Origin of the sequence: Delftia sp. JD2 (genome assembly GCF_001682645.1) — a bacterium.
In the GTDB taxonomy this organism is placed as follows: domain Bacteria; phylum Pseudomonadota; class Gammaproteobacteria; order Burkholderiales; family Burkholderiaceae_C; genus Comamonas; species Comamonas acidovorans.
Map to the genome: position 1 here is coordinate 20,783 of NZ_LFJT01000010.1, position 14,947 is coordinate 35,729.

Here is a 14,947-nt window from a genome sequence, read left to right on the forward strand (position 1 = left end):
TTTCCTCCCACGCTGGCTGGAGAGGTGGCAGTGCCTTGCTTTCGCATCAGACGGTCGAAGACCGATGTTCGAAATGCATTCTTCCTTTTCCAGGGTTTCCAGCGCTCGCGCTGCCCAGTCCCTTTCCGTGCGGCTGAGCCCGCTGGCCCTGGCCTGCGCCTTCATCTGCCTGCCGGCGCAGGCTCAAACACAAACGCCCACGCCCCCATCAACCGCCCTGCCCGAGGTCCAGGTCACCGGCCAGGCCGAACGCATCGGCCAGCAACTGGCCCAGCCTGCGCGCTCTGCCAGCCATACCGGCGTCTCCAACCAGGAAGTGCCGGCCAGCGTGGATGGTGTTTCTGCCGAGCAGATGCAGGAGCGCGGCGACTACGCCCTGGTGGACGCCGTCACGCGCACCGTGGGCCTGACCTCCAGCAGCACGCCGGGCAATGGCGGCCTGTCCTTCAGCAGCCGCGGCTTTGCGGGCGTGAACTCCGTGGGCGTGGCCGAAGACGGCATGGTGCTGGGCGTGGCCGCCGGCACCACGGCCTATCCGGGTGACAGCTGGGGCTACGAGCGCATCGACGTGCTGCGTGGGCCGGCCTCGCTGATGTATGGCAGCGGCACCATGGGCGCCACCGTCAACGCCATCCGCAAGCAGCCCAGCCGCACCAGCTCGGCCGAGGTGCTGGTGGGCGCGGGCACGGACGACACGCTGCGCCTGGGCCTGGGCGTGACCGGCGCCCTGGGCGCCTATGCCAGCTACCGTATCGACAGCTACACCGCCCGCAGCGCAGGCGAGCGCGATCTGGACCAGTCGCGCAACGGCAAGTTCATGAGCACGCTGCGCTTGGAGCCCACGAGCGACCTGCAGATCGACCTGATTGCCGACCGCAGCGTGCAAAAGCCCAGCCGCTACTGGGGCACGCCGGGCCTGGACGGCAAGGTGGTGGAGTCGCTGCGCGACCGCAACTACAACGCCGAAGACAGCGTGCTGCGCTATGCCGACGAGCGCCTGCGCGCCAAGGTGCAATGGAAGGCCAATGACTGGCTGACGGTGCGCAACGAGCTGTACCACGTGAAGTCCGACCGCCACTGGCGCAACATCGAGGCCTACGCGCTCAACCCCGCCACCTGGACCGTGGGCCGCTCCGACTACCTGGAAATCCTGCACGACCTGGAGCAGACCGGCAACCGCCTGGGCCTGAACGTGGACCGGGGCTCGCACAAGATCGCCATGGGCTGGGAGGCCGCGCGCATCAACCTGCGGCTGTCCAACAACTCGCCCTATGGCGGCTCGTCCACGGTCTCGGCCTGGGATCCCGTGCATGGCAGCTGGGCCAGCCCCGATCTCACCGCCGCCAAGACAGAAACCGGCGTGACCCAGCATGCCCTGTACCTGGAAGATGCCTGGCGCATCAGCAACCGCTGGCTGGCCATGGCCGGCCTGCGCCGCGATGTCTATGACTTTGCCAGCCACTCGCTGGTGGGCGGCACTGATTTCAACAAGACGCTGGCCGCTACCTCCTGGCGCCTGGGCCTGACCTATGAGCTGGCCCGCAACACCCATGTCTATGGGCAGATCAGCTCGGGACATGATCCCGTCAACAGCCTGGTGTCGCTGAACCTGGCCAACACGGCTTACAAGCTGAGCAAGGGCCGCCAGGCCGAGATCGGCATCAAGCAGCAGGTGGCTGGCGGGCGCGGCGAATGGACGCTGGCCGTGTTCGACATCAAGAAGGACGACATCATCACGCGCGACCCGGACCGGCCGGCCATCTCCATCCAGGGCGGCAGCCAGTCCTCGCGCGGCGCCGAGGTCACTGCCACCTTCCAGGCCACGCCCGCCCTGCGCTTGGAGGGCAACCTGTCCTATGTGGACGCCCAGTTCGACAAGCTCATCGAGGCTGGCGGCAACCGCGCAGGCAACCGTCCGCAGAACGTGGCCAAGACCACGGCCAACCTTTGGGGCCACTACCGCGTGGGCGCCTGGCAGGCCTCGCTGGGCCTGCGCTACGTGGGTGACCGCTTTGGCAACAACGCCAATACCGTGAACCTGCCCGCCTACACCGTGGCCGACGCCGCGCTGAGCTGGCAGGTGGACCCGCGCACCACCTTGAGCCTGATCGGCCGCAACCTGGCCGACAGGGTCTATGTGGGATCGAGCTACGGCAGCCAGTTCCTGGTCGGGCAAGGCCGCCGCTTCGAGATCGCGGCCCATATCCGGTTCTGATGGCCATGGCGCGCTCCAAAAGCCTCCACGGTCTCCACGGCCTGTGCGCTGGTGCCCTGGCGGCCACCCTGCTGCTGGCCGGCTGCTCGCGCAGCGATTCCGGCACCACCAGTGAACTGCCGGCACCGGCTGCCGCACCGCAGGCGGCCGTGACCGTCAATGTCTGCGGCAGCCCCGTGACCTACGCCAACGCACCGCTGCGCGCCGTGACCCATGACGTGAACATCACCGAGATGTTTCTCTTCCTGGGCCTGGGCGACCGGCTGGTGGGCTACAGCGGTATCACGCAGGCCAAGCAGATCGACCCGGCCTTCCAGGTCCAGCTGGCCCGCGTGCCGCGGCTGGCCGAGCGCGAGATGAACCTGGAGGCCATCCTGGGCGCCTCGGCCGACTTCGTCTTCGGCGGCTGGAGCTACGGTTTTCGCCAGGGCCAGATCACGCCCGAGGTGCTGCAGCGCCACGGCATTGCCTCGTATGTGCTGTCCGAATCGTGCATCCGCGTGGGGCCGCGCAGCCAGGTGGCGCTGGAAGACGGCCTGACCGACCTGCGCAACCTGGGCCGCATCTTCCGCATCGACGCCCATGCCGAGCAACTGGCGCAGGGGCTGGAGCGCGACCTGAAGGACCTGCGCGAGCGCATGCAGGGCGTGCGGCAGCGGCCTTCGGTCTTCGTCTACGACAGTGGCCAGGACATCCCCGTGACCGTGGGCCGCTACGGCATGCCGCAGGCCATGATCGAGGAAGCGGGCGGGCGCAACATCTTCGACGATATTCCCAGCAACTGGCCTGCAGGCAACTGGGAGGACGTGGTGCAGCGCAACCCGCAGTGGATCGTCATCATCGACTACGGCCAGCCCCATGCGCAGGGCAAGATCGACTTCCTGCTGGCCAAGCCCGAGCTGGCCGGCGTCGATGCCATCCGCGAAAAGCGGTTTTTCGTCATGACCTATGCCGAGGCCACGCCCGGCCCGCGCAATATTGCGCGGACCCGCGCCCTGGCGCAGGCCCTGCACCCCGACCGCATGCCGGCGCCCAGCCATGCGGCCAACTGACTCCCGCTGGCCCAGGCGCCCGGGCGCCGCCCGCCTCTGGTGCCTGCTGCTGTTCGCGGCCCTGTTGCTGGTGATGACGCTGGCCATCACCTGGGGGCCCGTGGACATGCCGGCCGGCACGGTCTGGCGCATTGCCTGGAGCCGGCTGCTGCAGGTGCTGGGCATGCAGCCGCCGCCGCTGGAGGGCATCACGCCGCAGCACCAGCAGATCGTCTGGCTGATCCGCATGCCGCGCGTGCTGCTGGCGGCCCTGGTGGGCGCGGGGCTTGCCGTGGTGGGCACCATCATGCAGGCCATGGTGCGCAATCCGCTGGCCGATCCCTATCTGCTGGGCGTGTCCTCGGGTGCGTCGGTGGGCGCTGTGGCCGTGCTGGCCTTCGGTGCGCTGGCCTCGGCCGGCATGTACGCCCTCACGGCCGGGGCCTTTGCCGGGGCGCTGGCGGCCACCGTCGCCGTCTACCTGCTGGCGCGCTCCCAGGGCCGCATCCATGCCACGCGGCTGATCCTGGGTGGCGTGGCCATCGGCTATGTGCTGGCGGGCGTGACCAGCCTGATCACCCTGTCATCGGGCCAACGCGACCTGGCCAATGCTCTGCTGACCTGGACGCTGGGCAGCCTGGCCGGCACGCAGTGGGAGGAACTGGGCATTCCCGCCGCCGTGCTGGCTGCGGGAATGCTCTGGCTGGGGCTGCAGACGCGCCCGCTCAACGCCCTGCTGGCCGGTGACGAGGCCGCCGCCACGCTGGGCGTGGACACGGCACGGCTGCGGCGCGCACTGTTCCTGGCGGTGTCGTTGCTCACGGGCACCATGGTGGCGGTCAGCGGCGCCATCGGCTTTGTGGGACTGATCGTGCCGCACGCCGCGCGCATGCTGGTGGGCACAGACCACCGGCGCGTGCTGCCCGTGGCCGCCCTGGCCGGCGCCCTGCTGCTGGTGCTGGTGGATCTTGTTGCGCGCACGGCCTTTGCGCCCATGGAACTGCCCGTGGGCGTGATCACCTCGCTGATCGGCGGACCCTTCTTCGTCTGGATGCTGGTGCGCCAGCCGGTGCAGGGAGGGCGCGGCCCATGAAGCTGCAAGCCCAGGACCTGTGCTGGAGTGCCGATGCCCGGCGTGCCGACGCCCGGCGCATCGTGGACCAGGCCAGCCTCGCCCTGCACAGCGGCGAATGCGTGGGGCTCATCGGCCCCAACGGCAGCGGCAAATCCACCCTGCTGCGCATGCTCTACCGAGTGTTGCGGCCCGACGCAGGCTGCGTGCTGCTGAACCAGCGCGACATCCGGGACATGACGGCGCGCGAGTTCGCGGCCCAGGTCTCGGTCCTGGCGCAGGAGGCGCCGCAGAGCTTTGACTTCACCGTGCGCGAAGCCGTGATGATGGGCCGCATCCCCCACCAGTCCCCCTGGGCGGGCGACAGCGCCGAGGACCTCGCCTGCATGCGGCAGGCGCTGGCCCAGGTGAATGCCCTGGCGCTGGAGGAGCGGCGTTTCTCCAGCCTGTCCGGCGGCGAGAAGCAGCGCGTGCTCGTGGCCCGCGCGCTGGCCCAGCAGCCACGGCTGATGCTGCTGGACGAGCCCACCAACCACCTGGACATACGCCATCAGCTGGAATTGATGTCACTGGTCAGGCGCCTGCAGATCAGCAGCATCGTCGCCCTGCACGATCTCAATATCGCCGCCCACTACTGCGACCGTCTCTATCTCATGGAACAAGGCCGCATCGTTGCCCATGGCACACCGGCCCAGGTACTGACCCCGGCCACCATCGGCCAGGTCTACGGCGTGGCTGCCGAGGTGGACATCCATGCCGCCACCGGCCGGCTGCGCATCAGCTTCATTCCCGATGAACTCCTCTGAAACATCCATCCCGCCCGGGCCCGACGCCGTGATCGTGCTGGGCCGTGGCGGCACGGGCGCAGCCTCGCGCCAAAGCCTGATCGAACTGGCCGATGCCTTGCGCCAGACGCTGGAGCCGGCCTGCAAGGTCGTCACATCCTTCGTGGACAAGGCCGCACCCTCGCTGCCCGAGGCGCTGCAGCAATGCCTGCCGGCGCGCTCCATCGTCGTGCTGCCCCTTTTCTCGCCCGACGAACCGGCACTACTGCGCTGGCTGCACAAGCTGGCCATGCGCTGGCGCTCGCAGTTGCCGGACCAGGGCGTGCAGGTGCGGTTTGCCGACCATCTGCTGGGCGCCCCCGCCATGCCCGCGCTGCTGCTGTCTCAGATGGCCCAGGCCCTTCAGGCCCCCGACATTGCCGAGACCGCTGGCGACCAATGGCAGCACGATCCCCAGGCCTGGTCCCAGGTGCCTGACCACCAGCACCACGCCCTGATCTGCACGGGACCGCGCTGCACCGCCCTGGGCGCCGTGGCCGTCTGGCAAAGCCTGGGCGAGGCCGTGCAGGCCAGCAGCGAACTGCGTGCCAAGCTGCGCCTGCTGCAGACCAGCTGCCAGTACCCCTGCAACCATGGCCCGCTGGCCATCGTCTATCCGGACGGCGTCTGGTACGGGCGGCTCACGGCCGAGAATGCCGCCGAAGTGATCGAGACCCATGTGCTTTCGCGGCAGGTCTGCGCGGAGCACCATGTGCACGGGCCAGTGGAGCTGGGGACGCAGGCTTCGTGATGTCTCAGGGCTGTGCCGCCTCCAGCTCGGCCAGCCTCACCGCCACAAAATCCCGCAACGCACGCACCAGCGGCGTGAACTGCCTGCGACTGGGGGCGACCAGGAACAGCGGAACGCACTCGGTCGTCCAGTCGGTGCACAGCGCAAGAAGGCGGCCCCGGGCCAGGTCCTCGGCCACGTCGAAATACGACTTGTAGGCAATCCCCCGCCCGGCCACGGCCCAGCGCCGCACGGCATCTCCGTCATTGGCCACATTGCGGCCGCGCACCCGCACATGGACGGGCTCAGGTACGGCAGCCCCCTGCCCTGCCGGCCAGAAGCTCCAGCGGTCGTGCACTTCCTCGCCCAGCATGAAGCACAGGCAGTCATGGCTGGCCAGGTCGTGGGGGGTGGCGGGGGCGCCGCGTTCCTGCAGATAGGAAGGCGCGGCGCAGAGCACGCGGCGGTGCGTGTCCGACAGATGCAAGGCCACCAGGCTGGAATCCTGCGGCCTGCCGTAGCGAAAAGCCGCGTCCACAGGCTCGCTGTAGACATTGGCAGCGCGGTCGGACAGGTGCAGGCGCAGATCCACGCCCGCATGCTGGCTCTGGAACTCGTCCAGCCAGGGCATGAGCACGTTGCGGCCCAGGTCGGAGGGGGCGGCCAGTTGCAGCGTGCCGCGCAAAGCGGCCTGGCCGCCAGCCAACTGGTCGCGCACCTGGCGCAGGCCGGCCAGCGCGGGGCGGCAGTGCTCCAGAAACAGCTCGCCCTCCTGCGTGAGCCGCAGGCTGCGCGTGGAGCGCACGAACAGGGTCACGCCCAGCTCTGCCTCCAGCCGCTTGAGCGCTGCGCTGGCCGCAGCCGGGGTCAGGTCCAGGGCACGCGCCGTGGCCGACAGGCTGCCGCTGTCTGCGGTGCGCACGAAGATATCCAGGTCTTGCAGGCTTTTCATGGGCATTCGCCAGGCTTTGATTTTCAAAAACTATTTGAAGCTTAGTCCAACGAGAAAGCCATTTGTCGTGCTTGCGCCAACTGGGCGCACGGCCTGGGATGGAAGCCGGCTTCCATCCTTTGGCAGCGGATCTTGGCGCCGCGGCAACCGTAGTATGGTTGCCGCCATGCAGCTCAAACATTTCGCCGGTGCCCTGGCTGGCAGCCTTGTGTTCGCCACAGCCACGGCAGGGGTCACCGCAGCCAAGACCCCCTCCTATCCCGATGCCGATGCCAGCGACCCCGCAAAGCTGGGCTGGATGGTGGGCTCGCCGCCACCGCCGGACCGCATGCTGCGCTTCGACGACGGCTCCTATTTCCAGTTTCCCGCCATGCGCTGGAGCGTCTCGCACTTTCGCCAGCTCATGCCCACGGTGAATGTGTCGCGCGGCCTGGCGCCTGCAGCGCCGCTGGCCCAGGCGCTGCGCGACGACATCGACGAGTTGCGCTTCACGCCATTGGGTGCCAGCCAGCCCATGACCTGGCGCGATTCGCTCAAGGCCAACTACACCGACGGCATCGTGGTGCTGCACAAGGGCCGCGTGGTCTATGAGCGCTACTTTGGCGTGCTCAAACCCGAAGGCCAGCACGGCGCCATGTCGGTGACCAAGTCCTTCGTCGGCACGCTGGCGGCCATGCTGGCTGCCGAGGGACAGCTCGACCCCTCGCGCCGCGTGTCGGAGTACGTGCCCGAGCTGGCGGCCTCGGCCTTCGGCAACGCCACGGTGCGCCAACTCATGGACATGACCACGGGCATACGCTTCAGCGAAGACTATGCGGACCCCCAGGCCGAGGTCTGGGCGCATGCAGCGGCCGGCAACCCGCTGCCCAAGGCCAAGGACTACACCGGCCCGCGCAGCTACTACGAATTCCTGCAGACCGTGAAGCCCGAAGGCGTGCACGGCAAGGCCTTCGGCTACCGCACGGCCAACACCGATGCGCTGGGCTGGGTGCTGGCGCGCGTGAGCGGCCAATCGGTGGCCGATCTGCTGTCCGAGCGCATCTGGAGCCGCCTGGGCGCCGAGCAGGATGCCTACATGTCGGTGGACTCCACGGGCACGCCCTTTGCAGGCGGCGGCCTGAACCTGGGCCTGCTGGACCTGGCGCGCTTTGGCGAGATGCTGCGCAACCGGGGCCAGTTCAACGGCCAGCAGATCGTTCCCGCAGCCGCCGTGGACGATATCCGCCGGGGCGGCGATGCGGCGGCCTTTGCCAAGGCCGGCTACAAGCTGCTGCCGGGCTGGACCTACCGCAACATGTGGTGGGTCACGCACAACGCCCATGGCGCCTTCGCCGCACGCGGCGTGCATGGCCAGACCGTCTACATCGATCCCAAGGCACAGATGGTGATTGCGCGCTTTGCCTCCCACCCGGTGGCTGGAAATGCGGCCAATGACCCGACCTCGCTGCCGGCCTACGAGGCGCTGGGCAGGCTGCTGGCGGGGGAACGCTGACAGTGCTGAAGCGCTGAAGGGGCGCGAATTTCCCGCATAGGCTTCGGCGGCCAGGGGGCACCGCCTGCAAGAATGCGTATTGTCAAGAAAATTTGCTAACGTATGTAGCATCTTCTTGCAATAAGTAATTCTTCTATGTTCCAGTCCCTGCGTGCGCGACTCATCGCGCTCAGCGTGGCCATCGTCACCGTGGCCATGCTGGCCCTGGCCATTGCCAACTTCCTCACGGTGCAGCGCCATGTGCTGTCCACCCTCGACGACCAGAGCCGCCAGCTCGTGAACGCCCAGGCCCAGGTACTGGGCGAATGGGTGGCGACCAAGCGCCTGCTGACCCATACCCTGGCGCAGGCGGTCGATACGCCGGACCCGCGTGCCGTGGTCCAGGCGCTGCGCGACGGCGGCGGCTTCTCGGATGCCTACTTCGGCTACACCGACAAGCGCATGTTCTTCCTCAACGAGATGGCTGCCGACTACGACGTGACGGCCCGCCCCTGGTTCAGGCAGGCGCTGAAGGAAGGCAGGCCCATCGTGACGGCGCCCTATCTGTTTGTCTCTCCACCCGAAGTGGGCGTGACCTTTGCCGAGCCCGTGGGCCCGGCCGGCAATCCTGTCGCCGTGGTCGGCACCGACGTGCTGCTGACCACGGTGGTGCGCACCGTGGGCGCCATCCGGCCCACGCCGGGCAGCTTTGCCTTCTTGGTGGATGAGGCGGGCGCCATCGTCACCCATCCCGATCCGGCACTCACGCTCAAGCCCGTCTCCGCGCTCTCGCCCCAGTTGCGTGCCGACGCCATCCAGGCCCTGCCCAAGGCCGACACCGGCATGCGCACGGCCGTCGGCGGCAAGGACTTCCTGCTCTACGGCCAGGGCGTGCCCGGCACGAACTGGCAACTGGTGGTGGCCGTGCAGCGCGACGAGGCGCTGTCCGCGCTGGGTTCGCTGCTCAAGGTGTCGGGCGCCATCGTTGCCATTTCGCTGATCCTGGCGATTGCGCTGCTGGGCGCCGTCATTGCCCGTGTCACGCGCCGCCTGGCCGTGGTGCGCGATGCGCTGGAAGACATCGCCTCGGGTGACGGCGATCTCACGCGCCGCCTGTCGGTGCAGGGCAATGACGAACTGACGCAGATCGCACGCGCGTTCAACCACTTCACCGACAAGATCGCCTCGGTGCTGGTGCGCATCCGGGAATCGTCCGAGACCGTGCGCCATGCCTCCACCGAAATCGCCAGCGGCAACCAGGACCTGTCGGCGCGCACCGAGCAGCAGGCCAGTTCGCTGGAGGAAACGGCTGCCGCCATGGAGCAGCTCACGGCCACCGTGCAGCACAACGCCGAGAATGCGCGCCAGGCGCGGCAACTGGCCAGCAGCGCCTCGGACATCGCCACGCATGGCGGCACCGTGGTGGACCAGGTGGTTCGCACCATGGGCGGCATCGAGCAGTCCTCGCACCGCATTGCCGACATCATCGGCGTGATCGACTCCATTGCCTTCCAGACCAACATCCTGGCGCTGAACGCCGCCGTGGAAGCGGCCCGCGCCGGCGAACAGGGCCGGGGCTTTGCCGTGGTGGCCTCCGAGGTGCGCACCCTGGCCCAGCGCAGCGCCACGGCCGCCAAGGAAATCAAGGCGCTGATCGACGATTCCGTGGGCCAGGTCGATGCCGGCAGCCGCCTGGTGCAGGACGCAGGCGCCACCATGGGCAAGGTGGTCGAAAGCGTGCAGCGCGTGACCGCCATCGTCACCGAGATCAGCAATGCCAGCCAGGAACAGAGCACGGGCATTGCCGAAATCGGGACCGCCGTCAGCCAGATGGACCAGTCCACCCAGCAGAACGCGGCCCTGGTCGAAGAGGCCACGGCCGCCGCCCAGTCGCTGCAGCAGCAGGCCGCGCAACTGGCGGACGTGGTGGCAGGCTTTCGGCTGGACAGCGAATCATCCCGGTCCAGGAGCATCGCCCTGCATAGATGAAATCGGCGCCGCACGGCAGGCAACCCACCGCCCTGCCCCGGCGGCGCCGGTCCGGTTACTGCAGCGCGATTGCGGCCTGCCGTACCAGCTTCTCCGTGCGAGGGACCTCGGTTTTGACGAACGCCTCGAAGTCGGCAACGCTGCCGCCACGGGCTTCGGCGCCGGTGGCCACCAGGCGCTCGCGGAACTCAGGGGTGTTCAGCAGCTTGTTGATCTCGGTGTTGAGCCGGGAGACCACGGCCGGCGGCGTGCCGTGGCTGGCCACGATGCCGTACCACGGGGCGATGTCAAAGCCTGGATAGCCTTGTTCGGCAATCGTCGGGATGTCCGGGGCCATGGCGGCGCGGCTTGCAGTCGATACGCCCAGGGCCCGCAGCTTGCCGGCCTTCACCTGGGGCAAGGCGGTCATGATGGTGTCGAAGTACAGGGAGACCTGGCCCGATATCAAGGCCGGGATGGCCTCGGCCGCACCCTTGTAGGGCACATGCACTATGTCGATGCCGGCGGCCTGGCGCAGGAACTCGCCAGCCATGTGCGAGGTCGTGCCGGCCCCGAAGGAGGCATAGGTCAGCTTGCCGGGGTTTGCCTTGGCATAGGCCACCATCTCAGCCAGCGTACTGAACGGCAGGGACGGGTTCGCCAGCAGCACATTGGGCGTGACCGCCACGATGGCCACCTTCTCGAAGGCGTCCGGGTTGTAGCTCAGCTTTTTGTACAGAAAACGGTTGGTGACCATGGAGGCCGGCCCGCTCATCAGCAGGGTGTAGTCGTCGCCCGGGGCCCGGGCCGCGGTGTCGCTGCCGATCATGGCGGCCGCACCCGGCTTGTTTTCCACCAGCACGGGCTGCCCCAATGAAGTGCTCAGTCCGGCGCCAACCTGCCGGCTCAAAAGATCCGTGGCGGACCCGGCCTGAAAGGGAACGACGATGCGAATGGGCTTGCTGGGCCAGGCGCCGGCCCCTTGGGCAGAGGCTTGAGCGGATGCGACAAGGGCCAGGGCGGACAGCAGGGCCGTGGCCAGGGGAGTGCGGAGCGTTTGGAGAGGCATGGTCTTCATCAGGTTGGAGAGCAGGCATGGCGAAGGAACAGGTTCCGGCTGCCATGGGGAAAATGCATAGATATTTAGATATTTGTATCCAATCATGCAGAAGACTAGCAAGCAATAATCGAACCAGCTCTAGGGAAAACCGCCTCTTGCCATTACCTGCACAGGCATGGCTGCGTGGAAACCGGCACAAACGGGGTCCCGGGAGGCGCAGGCAGGTCCCCGTAGAATCGGCGGGCCCCTGCCCTGGGCGAAAGACACCGGATAAACCATGCTGACCGACCGACGCGCCTCGTTTGACACTGTCCATGCCACGGCACAGGAAGAGGCCTACCAACACATCAAGCGCGGCATACGCACGGGCGAACTGCGCCCGGGCATGCGGCTGGCACCGGATGACATCGCGGCCGAAATTGGAACCAGCCGCATGCCCGTGCGCGAGGCGCTGAACCGCCTTGCCACGGAAGGGCTGATCGTCAACCGCCCCAACCGTGGCTCGGTGGTCCGGGTGCTGACCGAAAAAGAGGTGCGCGAGGTGTTCGCCATGCGTTCGGTGCTGGAGGGCCTGGCAGCCACCCTGGCGGCCGAGAACGTGACCACCAATGACATCCACGATCTGGAGCAATTGCTGCAGCGCATGCACCGCAGCGGCCTGAATGCATCGGAATGGATCACGGCGCACCGCCAGTTCCACGAGCGCCTGTGCACCATTGCCGACGCTCCCCAGCTGATGCGGCAGATCGCGTCCCTGCACTCGGTCTCCGAGCCCCTGATGCGGGTGTGGCTGGAGGGCAAGCCATCGACGGACTACGTGCACGACAGGCACGAAGAACTCATAGGCGCATTGAAGGCCAGGGATGGCGCAAAGGTGGAAGCCCTGATGCGCGCCCACATCCTGCGCACGCTTCCAGGTATCCTCCAGGCGAACCAGGCCGACTGAAATCCGCACTGAAAGCCGCGCCGGCCCCTTCGCTGTCATGAAGCGTGGAGCCAGCGCGCAGGCTGCCGTCCGTCAGGAACGGTTGGCGCCCATGGCGCAGCCGTCCTTGCGGTGGTCGGATGCGCCGTGCAGCACACCGTTGTCCCAATCCACCCGAATGGCCTGGGCGCCGCCGATGGCAGGATAGCCAGGCGCCACCAACCGGTAGCCCTGCTGCTCCAGCGCCTGCGCGACATGCTGCGGCAAGGTGCTTTCAACCTCGACCTTGTCGGTGCCGGGAATGGGGAACAGCCGTGGCAGATCGCTGGCGGCCTGGATGTCGCAGCCGTAGTCGATCACCTTGGACAGAAAGTGCGCGTGGCCCATGGCCTGGTAGTGGCCGCCCATCACGCCGAACACCAGCTCCACGCGGCCATCCTTCGTGGTCATGCCGGGGAGGAGGGTGTGCAGGGGCCGTTTGCCGGGCCCGATGCAATTGGGGTGGCCCTCAGCCAGTTCAAAGCTCTGGCCCCGGTTGTGCAGCAGCACGCCTGATTTGGGCGCCATCAGGCCGGAGCCGAAGGGGTGGAAGATCGAGTTGATGAAGCTGGCGCAGTTGCGATCCTTGTCCACTACCGAGATGTAGACCGTGTCCTTGTGCTCCGCTGCCGCATTGGTCGCCGGGGTCTTGAAATGCTCCGGGAACTCGCCGTTGCGCAGCTGGCCGGCCAGCTCCTGCGACAGCAGATAGTCGACGTCCACATCGGCAAAGCGTGGATCGGCCAGCAGCGCATCCCGCACCCGGTAGGCCATGCGCGTGGCATCGATCTCGGCCTTCAGCCGCTCGGGCGAGAGCGGGTCCGTGCCCGGCTCCAGGCCCTGCAGAATGTTCAGCAGCAGCAGGGCAATGATGCCTTGGCCCGGAGGGGGGCACTCGTGCACCACATGGTCTCGGAACCTGCTCTTGACCGGCTGCACGAACTCGCCACGATAGGTGGCGAAGTCCTCAAGCGTGTGCACGCCACCGAGGCTGCGCAGATAGGAGACGATGTCCTGCGCGACCTCCCCCTCGTAGAAGCCGGCGCGGCCCTGCTCGGCGATTTTTCGCAAGGTAGCGCCCAACTGCGGCTGGCGGTGAACCGATCCGATGGCCGGGGCCTGACCATCGACCAGCATGATGTCGCGCGCAGTGGTGGCGGCCAGCAGTTGCGTGTGCATGGCCCAGTCGGTGCCGGCGCGCGGCGCCACGGCATAGCCCTGCTCGGCGAAGCGGATGGCATCTTCCAGAAGGCGGCCCATGGGCAGCCGGCCGAACCGCTCCGTCAAGGCGACCCAGGCGTCCACGGCGCCAGGCACCGTGACCACGTAGGGCGACTGGCGGCGCAATTGCTTTTCCTCGCCCGAGGCAAGAACGGCCTTCAGGGAGGTGGCCTGGGGCGCCCAGCCGGCGCCGTTGTAGGCCGTGATCCGGTCGGAGCCCTTTTCGCTGTACAGCGCAAAGCAGTCTCCTCCAATGCCGGTGGAGCCAGGCTCCACCACGCACTGGACCGCACAGGCCGCGACGGCGGCATCCATGGCGGTGCCGCCGGCCTCCAGGATGCGAACAGCGGCCTGGGTGGCGGCCGGGTGTGAGGTTGCCGCCATGCCGTGCGTGGACATGACGACGGAACGGCCAGGATTCTGGAAATTACGCATAACGGTTCTTCTTCCTTGTGTTGCTGGGACTTGGATTTCGGGCAATGAATGGGGGGCCGGGGGGCTGCCAACGCTGCTTGCAGCGGACCGCCATCGACGCAGGGCGCGATGGCAGCCTCGAGATTACCGTATCCTGATATCTTTGTATCCAATTTTTCCAAAGATACCCAAGCAATCACCATGCCTGGATTGGCCGTACACAATGCACCATCAGAGTGCGCCCTGGACCCTGATAGCCAAACCTAGAATGACGACCGGGCTCCGCCCACCCCAGAACCATCACCATGCCGCCACTTGCCACCCCCTCGCCCGATGCGGCACAGACCAGTGCCCACGAAGAGGCCTACCAACACCTCTCTCATGGCATTCGCATGGGGCTGCTGAAGCCGGGCGACAGGCTGGTGGCCGATGACATCGCCAACTCCATCGGCATGAGCCGCATGCCGGTCCGCGAGGCCTTGCGCCGGCTGACTGCGGAAGGCCTGTTGGTCATGCCGCCGAACCGGGGCGCGATCGTTCGGGAGCTTTCCGAGAGCGAGGTCATCGAGGTTTTCGAGATGCGTGCCGTGCTCGAAGGCCTGGCCGCAGCCATGGCCGCCAAGCGCTGCACCCAGGCGGATGTGGACGACCTGCAGGACCTGCTCTCGAAAATGAAGCGTTGCGAGAGTGACCAGTCGGAATGGATCACGGTGCACCGTCGCTTTCACGAGCGCTTTTGCCGCATCAGCGCAGCCCCGCGCCTGTGCGAGCAGATCTCGGCCCTGCACTCGGTGGTCGAGCCGCTGATGCGGATCTGGCTGGAAAACAACGAGCCCTCGCCGAAGTTGCAGGAGCACCACCAGCAACTGGTGGCCAGCCTGCAGGCCGGTGACCCGGATCGCATGGAGCGCGAAGTGCGCGCGCATGTGCGTGGAACGGTAGACAGCATCACGCAGGCCATGCGCAGACATCGGCCGTCCCAAGGCAAATCGCGCGCCAAGGCCTGACCTTGGCCTGGGCGATAC

General features: G+C 67.4%; 12 protein-coding genes. 9 read left to right on the forward strand and 3 right to left on the reverse strand.

The annotated features are described in order from the left end of the window. The first annotated feature begins 64 nt into the window (after nucleotides 1-64). The 5 genes from ACM14_RS07815 to ACM14_RS07835 are packed head-to-tail and all read left to right on the forward strand — an operon-like array spanning nucleotide 65 to nucleotide 5,893. Entirely contained in the window at nucleotides 65-2,215 is a 2,151-nt protein-coding gene (locus tag ACM14_RS07815; protein ID WP_065345813.1) for a TonB-dependent siderophore receptor, read from the forward strand. Further along, entirely contained in the window at nucleotides 2,215-3,267 is a 1,053-nt protein-coding gene (locus ACM14_RS07820) for an ABC transporter substrate-binding protein (RefSeq protein WP_065345814.1), read from the forward strand. Before ACM14_RS07815 ends, ACM14_RS07820 begins: the two co-directional genes overlap by 1 nt. After that, nucleotides 3,254-4,339: an iron ABC transporter permease gene (locus ACM14_RS07825; protein ID WP_013802411.1), complete on the forward strand. Its 1,086-nt coding sequence runs from the start codon at nucleotides 3,254-3,256 to the stop codon at nucleotides 4,337-4,339. The genes ACM14_RS07820 and ACM14_RS07825 overlap by 14 nt, the downstream gene beginning before the upstream one ends. Further along, nucleotides 4,336-5,124 (forward strand): ABC transporter ATP-binding protein, encoded by a 789-nt coding sequence (locus ACM14_RS07830; RefSeq protein ID WP_065345815.1) that lies wholly within the window; start codon nucleotides 4,336-4,338, stop codon nucleotides 5,122-5,124. Before ACM14_RS07825 ends, ACM14_RS07830 begins: the two co-directional genes overlap by 4 nt. Then, entirely contained in the window at nucleotides 5,111-5,893 is a 783-nt protein-coding gene (locus ACM14_RS07835) for a (2Fe-2S) ferredoxin domain-containing protein (protein ID WP_254662017.1), read from the forward strand. The genes ACM14_RS07830 and ACM14_RS07835 overlap by 14 nt, the downstream gene beginning before the upstream one ends. Before the next feature lie 4 nt (nucleotides 5,894-5,897). Here the strand turns inward: ACM14_RS07835 and ACM14_RS07840 are convergent, their stop codons facing one another. Further along, on the reverse strand, nucleotides 5,898-6,824 hold the full coding sequence (locus ACM14_RS07840) for a LysR family transcriptional regulator (protein ID WP_175403250.1): 927 nt from the start codon (nucleotides 6,822-6,824) through the stop codon (nucleotides 5,898-5,900). A 166-nt stretch (nucleotides 6,825-6,990) separates the two neighbouring features. Between ACM14_RS07840 and ACM14_RS07845 the strand changes: the two genes are divergently transcribed. Continuing rightward, nucleotides 6,991-8,316, forward strand: coding sequence for a serine hydrolase (locus tag ACM14_RS07845; RefSeq protein ID WP_175403251.1), 1,326 nt, complete (start codon nucleotides 6,991-6,993; stop codon nucleotides 8,314-8,316). Between the two features lie 135 nt (nucleotides 8,317-8,451). Beyond that, nucleotides 8,452-10,284: a methyl-accepting chemotaxis protein gene (locus ACM14_RS07850; protein WP_065345819.1), complete on the forward strand. Its 1,833-nt coding sequence runs from the start codon at nucleotides 8,452-8,454 to the stop codon at nucleotides 10,282-10,284. Nucleotides 10,285-10,339: 55 nt separating this feature from the next. Here the strand turns inward: ACM14_RS07850 and ACM14_RS07855 are convergent, their stop codons facing one another. Next, nucleotides 10,340-11,332, reverse strand: a complete 993-nt coding sequence (locus ACM14_RS07855) for a tripartite tricarboxylate transporter substrate binding protein (protein WP_065345869.1) — start codon at nucleotides 11,330-11,332, stop codon at nucleotides 10,340-10,342. A 268-nt stretch (nucleotides 11,333-11,600) separates the two neighbouring features. Here ACM14_RS07855 and ACM14_RS07860 point away from each other — a divergent pair, with 268 nt between their 5' ends. Beyond that, complete coding sequence (locus tag ACM14_RS07860) at nucleotides 11,601-12,269, forward strand: GntR family transcriptional regulator (protein WP_012205610.1); 669 nt, start codon at nucleotides 11,601-11,603, stop codon at nucleotides 12,267-12,269. Nucleotides 12,270-12,341: 72 nt separating this feature from the next. Here ACM14_RS07860 and ACM14_RS07865 read toward each other — a convergent pair whose 3' ends face one another. Beyond that, nucleotides 12,342-13,943: a gamma-glutamyltransferase family protein gene (locus ACM14_RS07865; protein ID WP_065345820.1), complete on the reverse strand. Its 1,602-nt coding sequence runs from the start codon at nucleotides 13,941-13,943 to the stop codon at nucleotides 12,342-12,344. Between the two features lie 284 nt (nucleotides 13,944-14,227). Here ACM14_RS07865 and ACM14_RS07870 point away from each other — a divergent pair, with 284 nt between their 5' ends. Beyond that, complete coding sequence (locus ACM14_RS07870; RefSeq protein WP_065345821.1) at nucleotides 14,228-14,929, forward strand: GntR family transcriptional regulator; 702 nt, start codon at nucleotides 14,228-14,230, stop codon at nucleotides 14,927-14,929. The last annotated feature ends 18 nt before the right edge of the window (nucleotides 14,930-14,947 follow it).

Coding starts and splice junctions, on each gene's coding strand:
- ACM14_RS07870 (WP_065345821.1), top strand. CDS start 14,228: ATGCCGCCACTTGCCACCCCCTCGCCCGATGCGGCACAGACCAGTGCC.
- ACM14_RS07830 (WP_065345815.1), top strand. CDS start 4,336: ATGAAGCTGCAAGCCCAGGACCTGTGCTGGAGTGCCGATGCCCGGCGT.
- ACM14_RS07835 (WP_254662017.1), top strand. CDS start 5,111: ATGAACTCCTCTGAAACATCCATCCCGCCCGGGCCCGACGCCGTGATC.
- ACM14_RS07855 (WP_065345869.1), bottom strand. CDS start 11,332: ATGCCTCTCCAAACGCTCCGCACTCCCCTGGCCACGGCCCTGCTGTCC.
- ACM14_RS07825 (WP_013802411.1), top strand. CDS start 3,254: ATGCGGCCAACTGACTCCCGCTGGCCCAGGCGCCCGGGCGCCGCCCGC.
- ACM14_RS07845 (WP_175403251.1), top strand. CDS start 6,991: ATGCAGCTCAAACATTTCGCCGGTGCCCTGGCTGGCAGCCTTGTGTTC.
- ACM14_RS07815 (WP_065345813.1), top strand. CDS start 65: ATGTTCGAAATGCATTCTTCCTTTTCCAGGGTTTCCAGCGCTCGCGCT.
- ACM14_RS07840 (WP_175403250.1), bottom strand. CDS start 6,824: ATGAAAAGCCTGCAAGACCTGGATATCTTCGTGCGCACCGCAGACAGC.
- ACM14_RS07850 (WP_065345819.1), top strand. CDS start 8,452: ATGTTCCAGTCCCTGCGTGCGCGACTCATCGCGCTCAGCGTGGCCATC.
- ACM14_RS07865 (WP_065345820.1), bottom strand. CDS start 13,943: ATGCGTAATTTCCAGAATCCTGGCCGTTCCGTCGTCATGTCCACGCAC.
- ACM14_RS07860 (WP_012205610.1), top strand. CDS start 11,601: ATGCTGACCGACCGACGCGCCTCGTTTGACACTGTCCATGCCACGGCA.
- ACM14_RS07820 (WP_065345814.1), top strand. CDS start 2,215: ATGGCCATGGCGCGCTCCAAAAGCCTCCACGGTCTCCACGGCCTGTGC.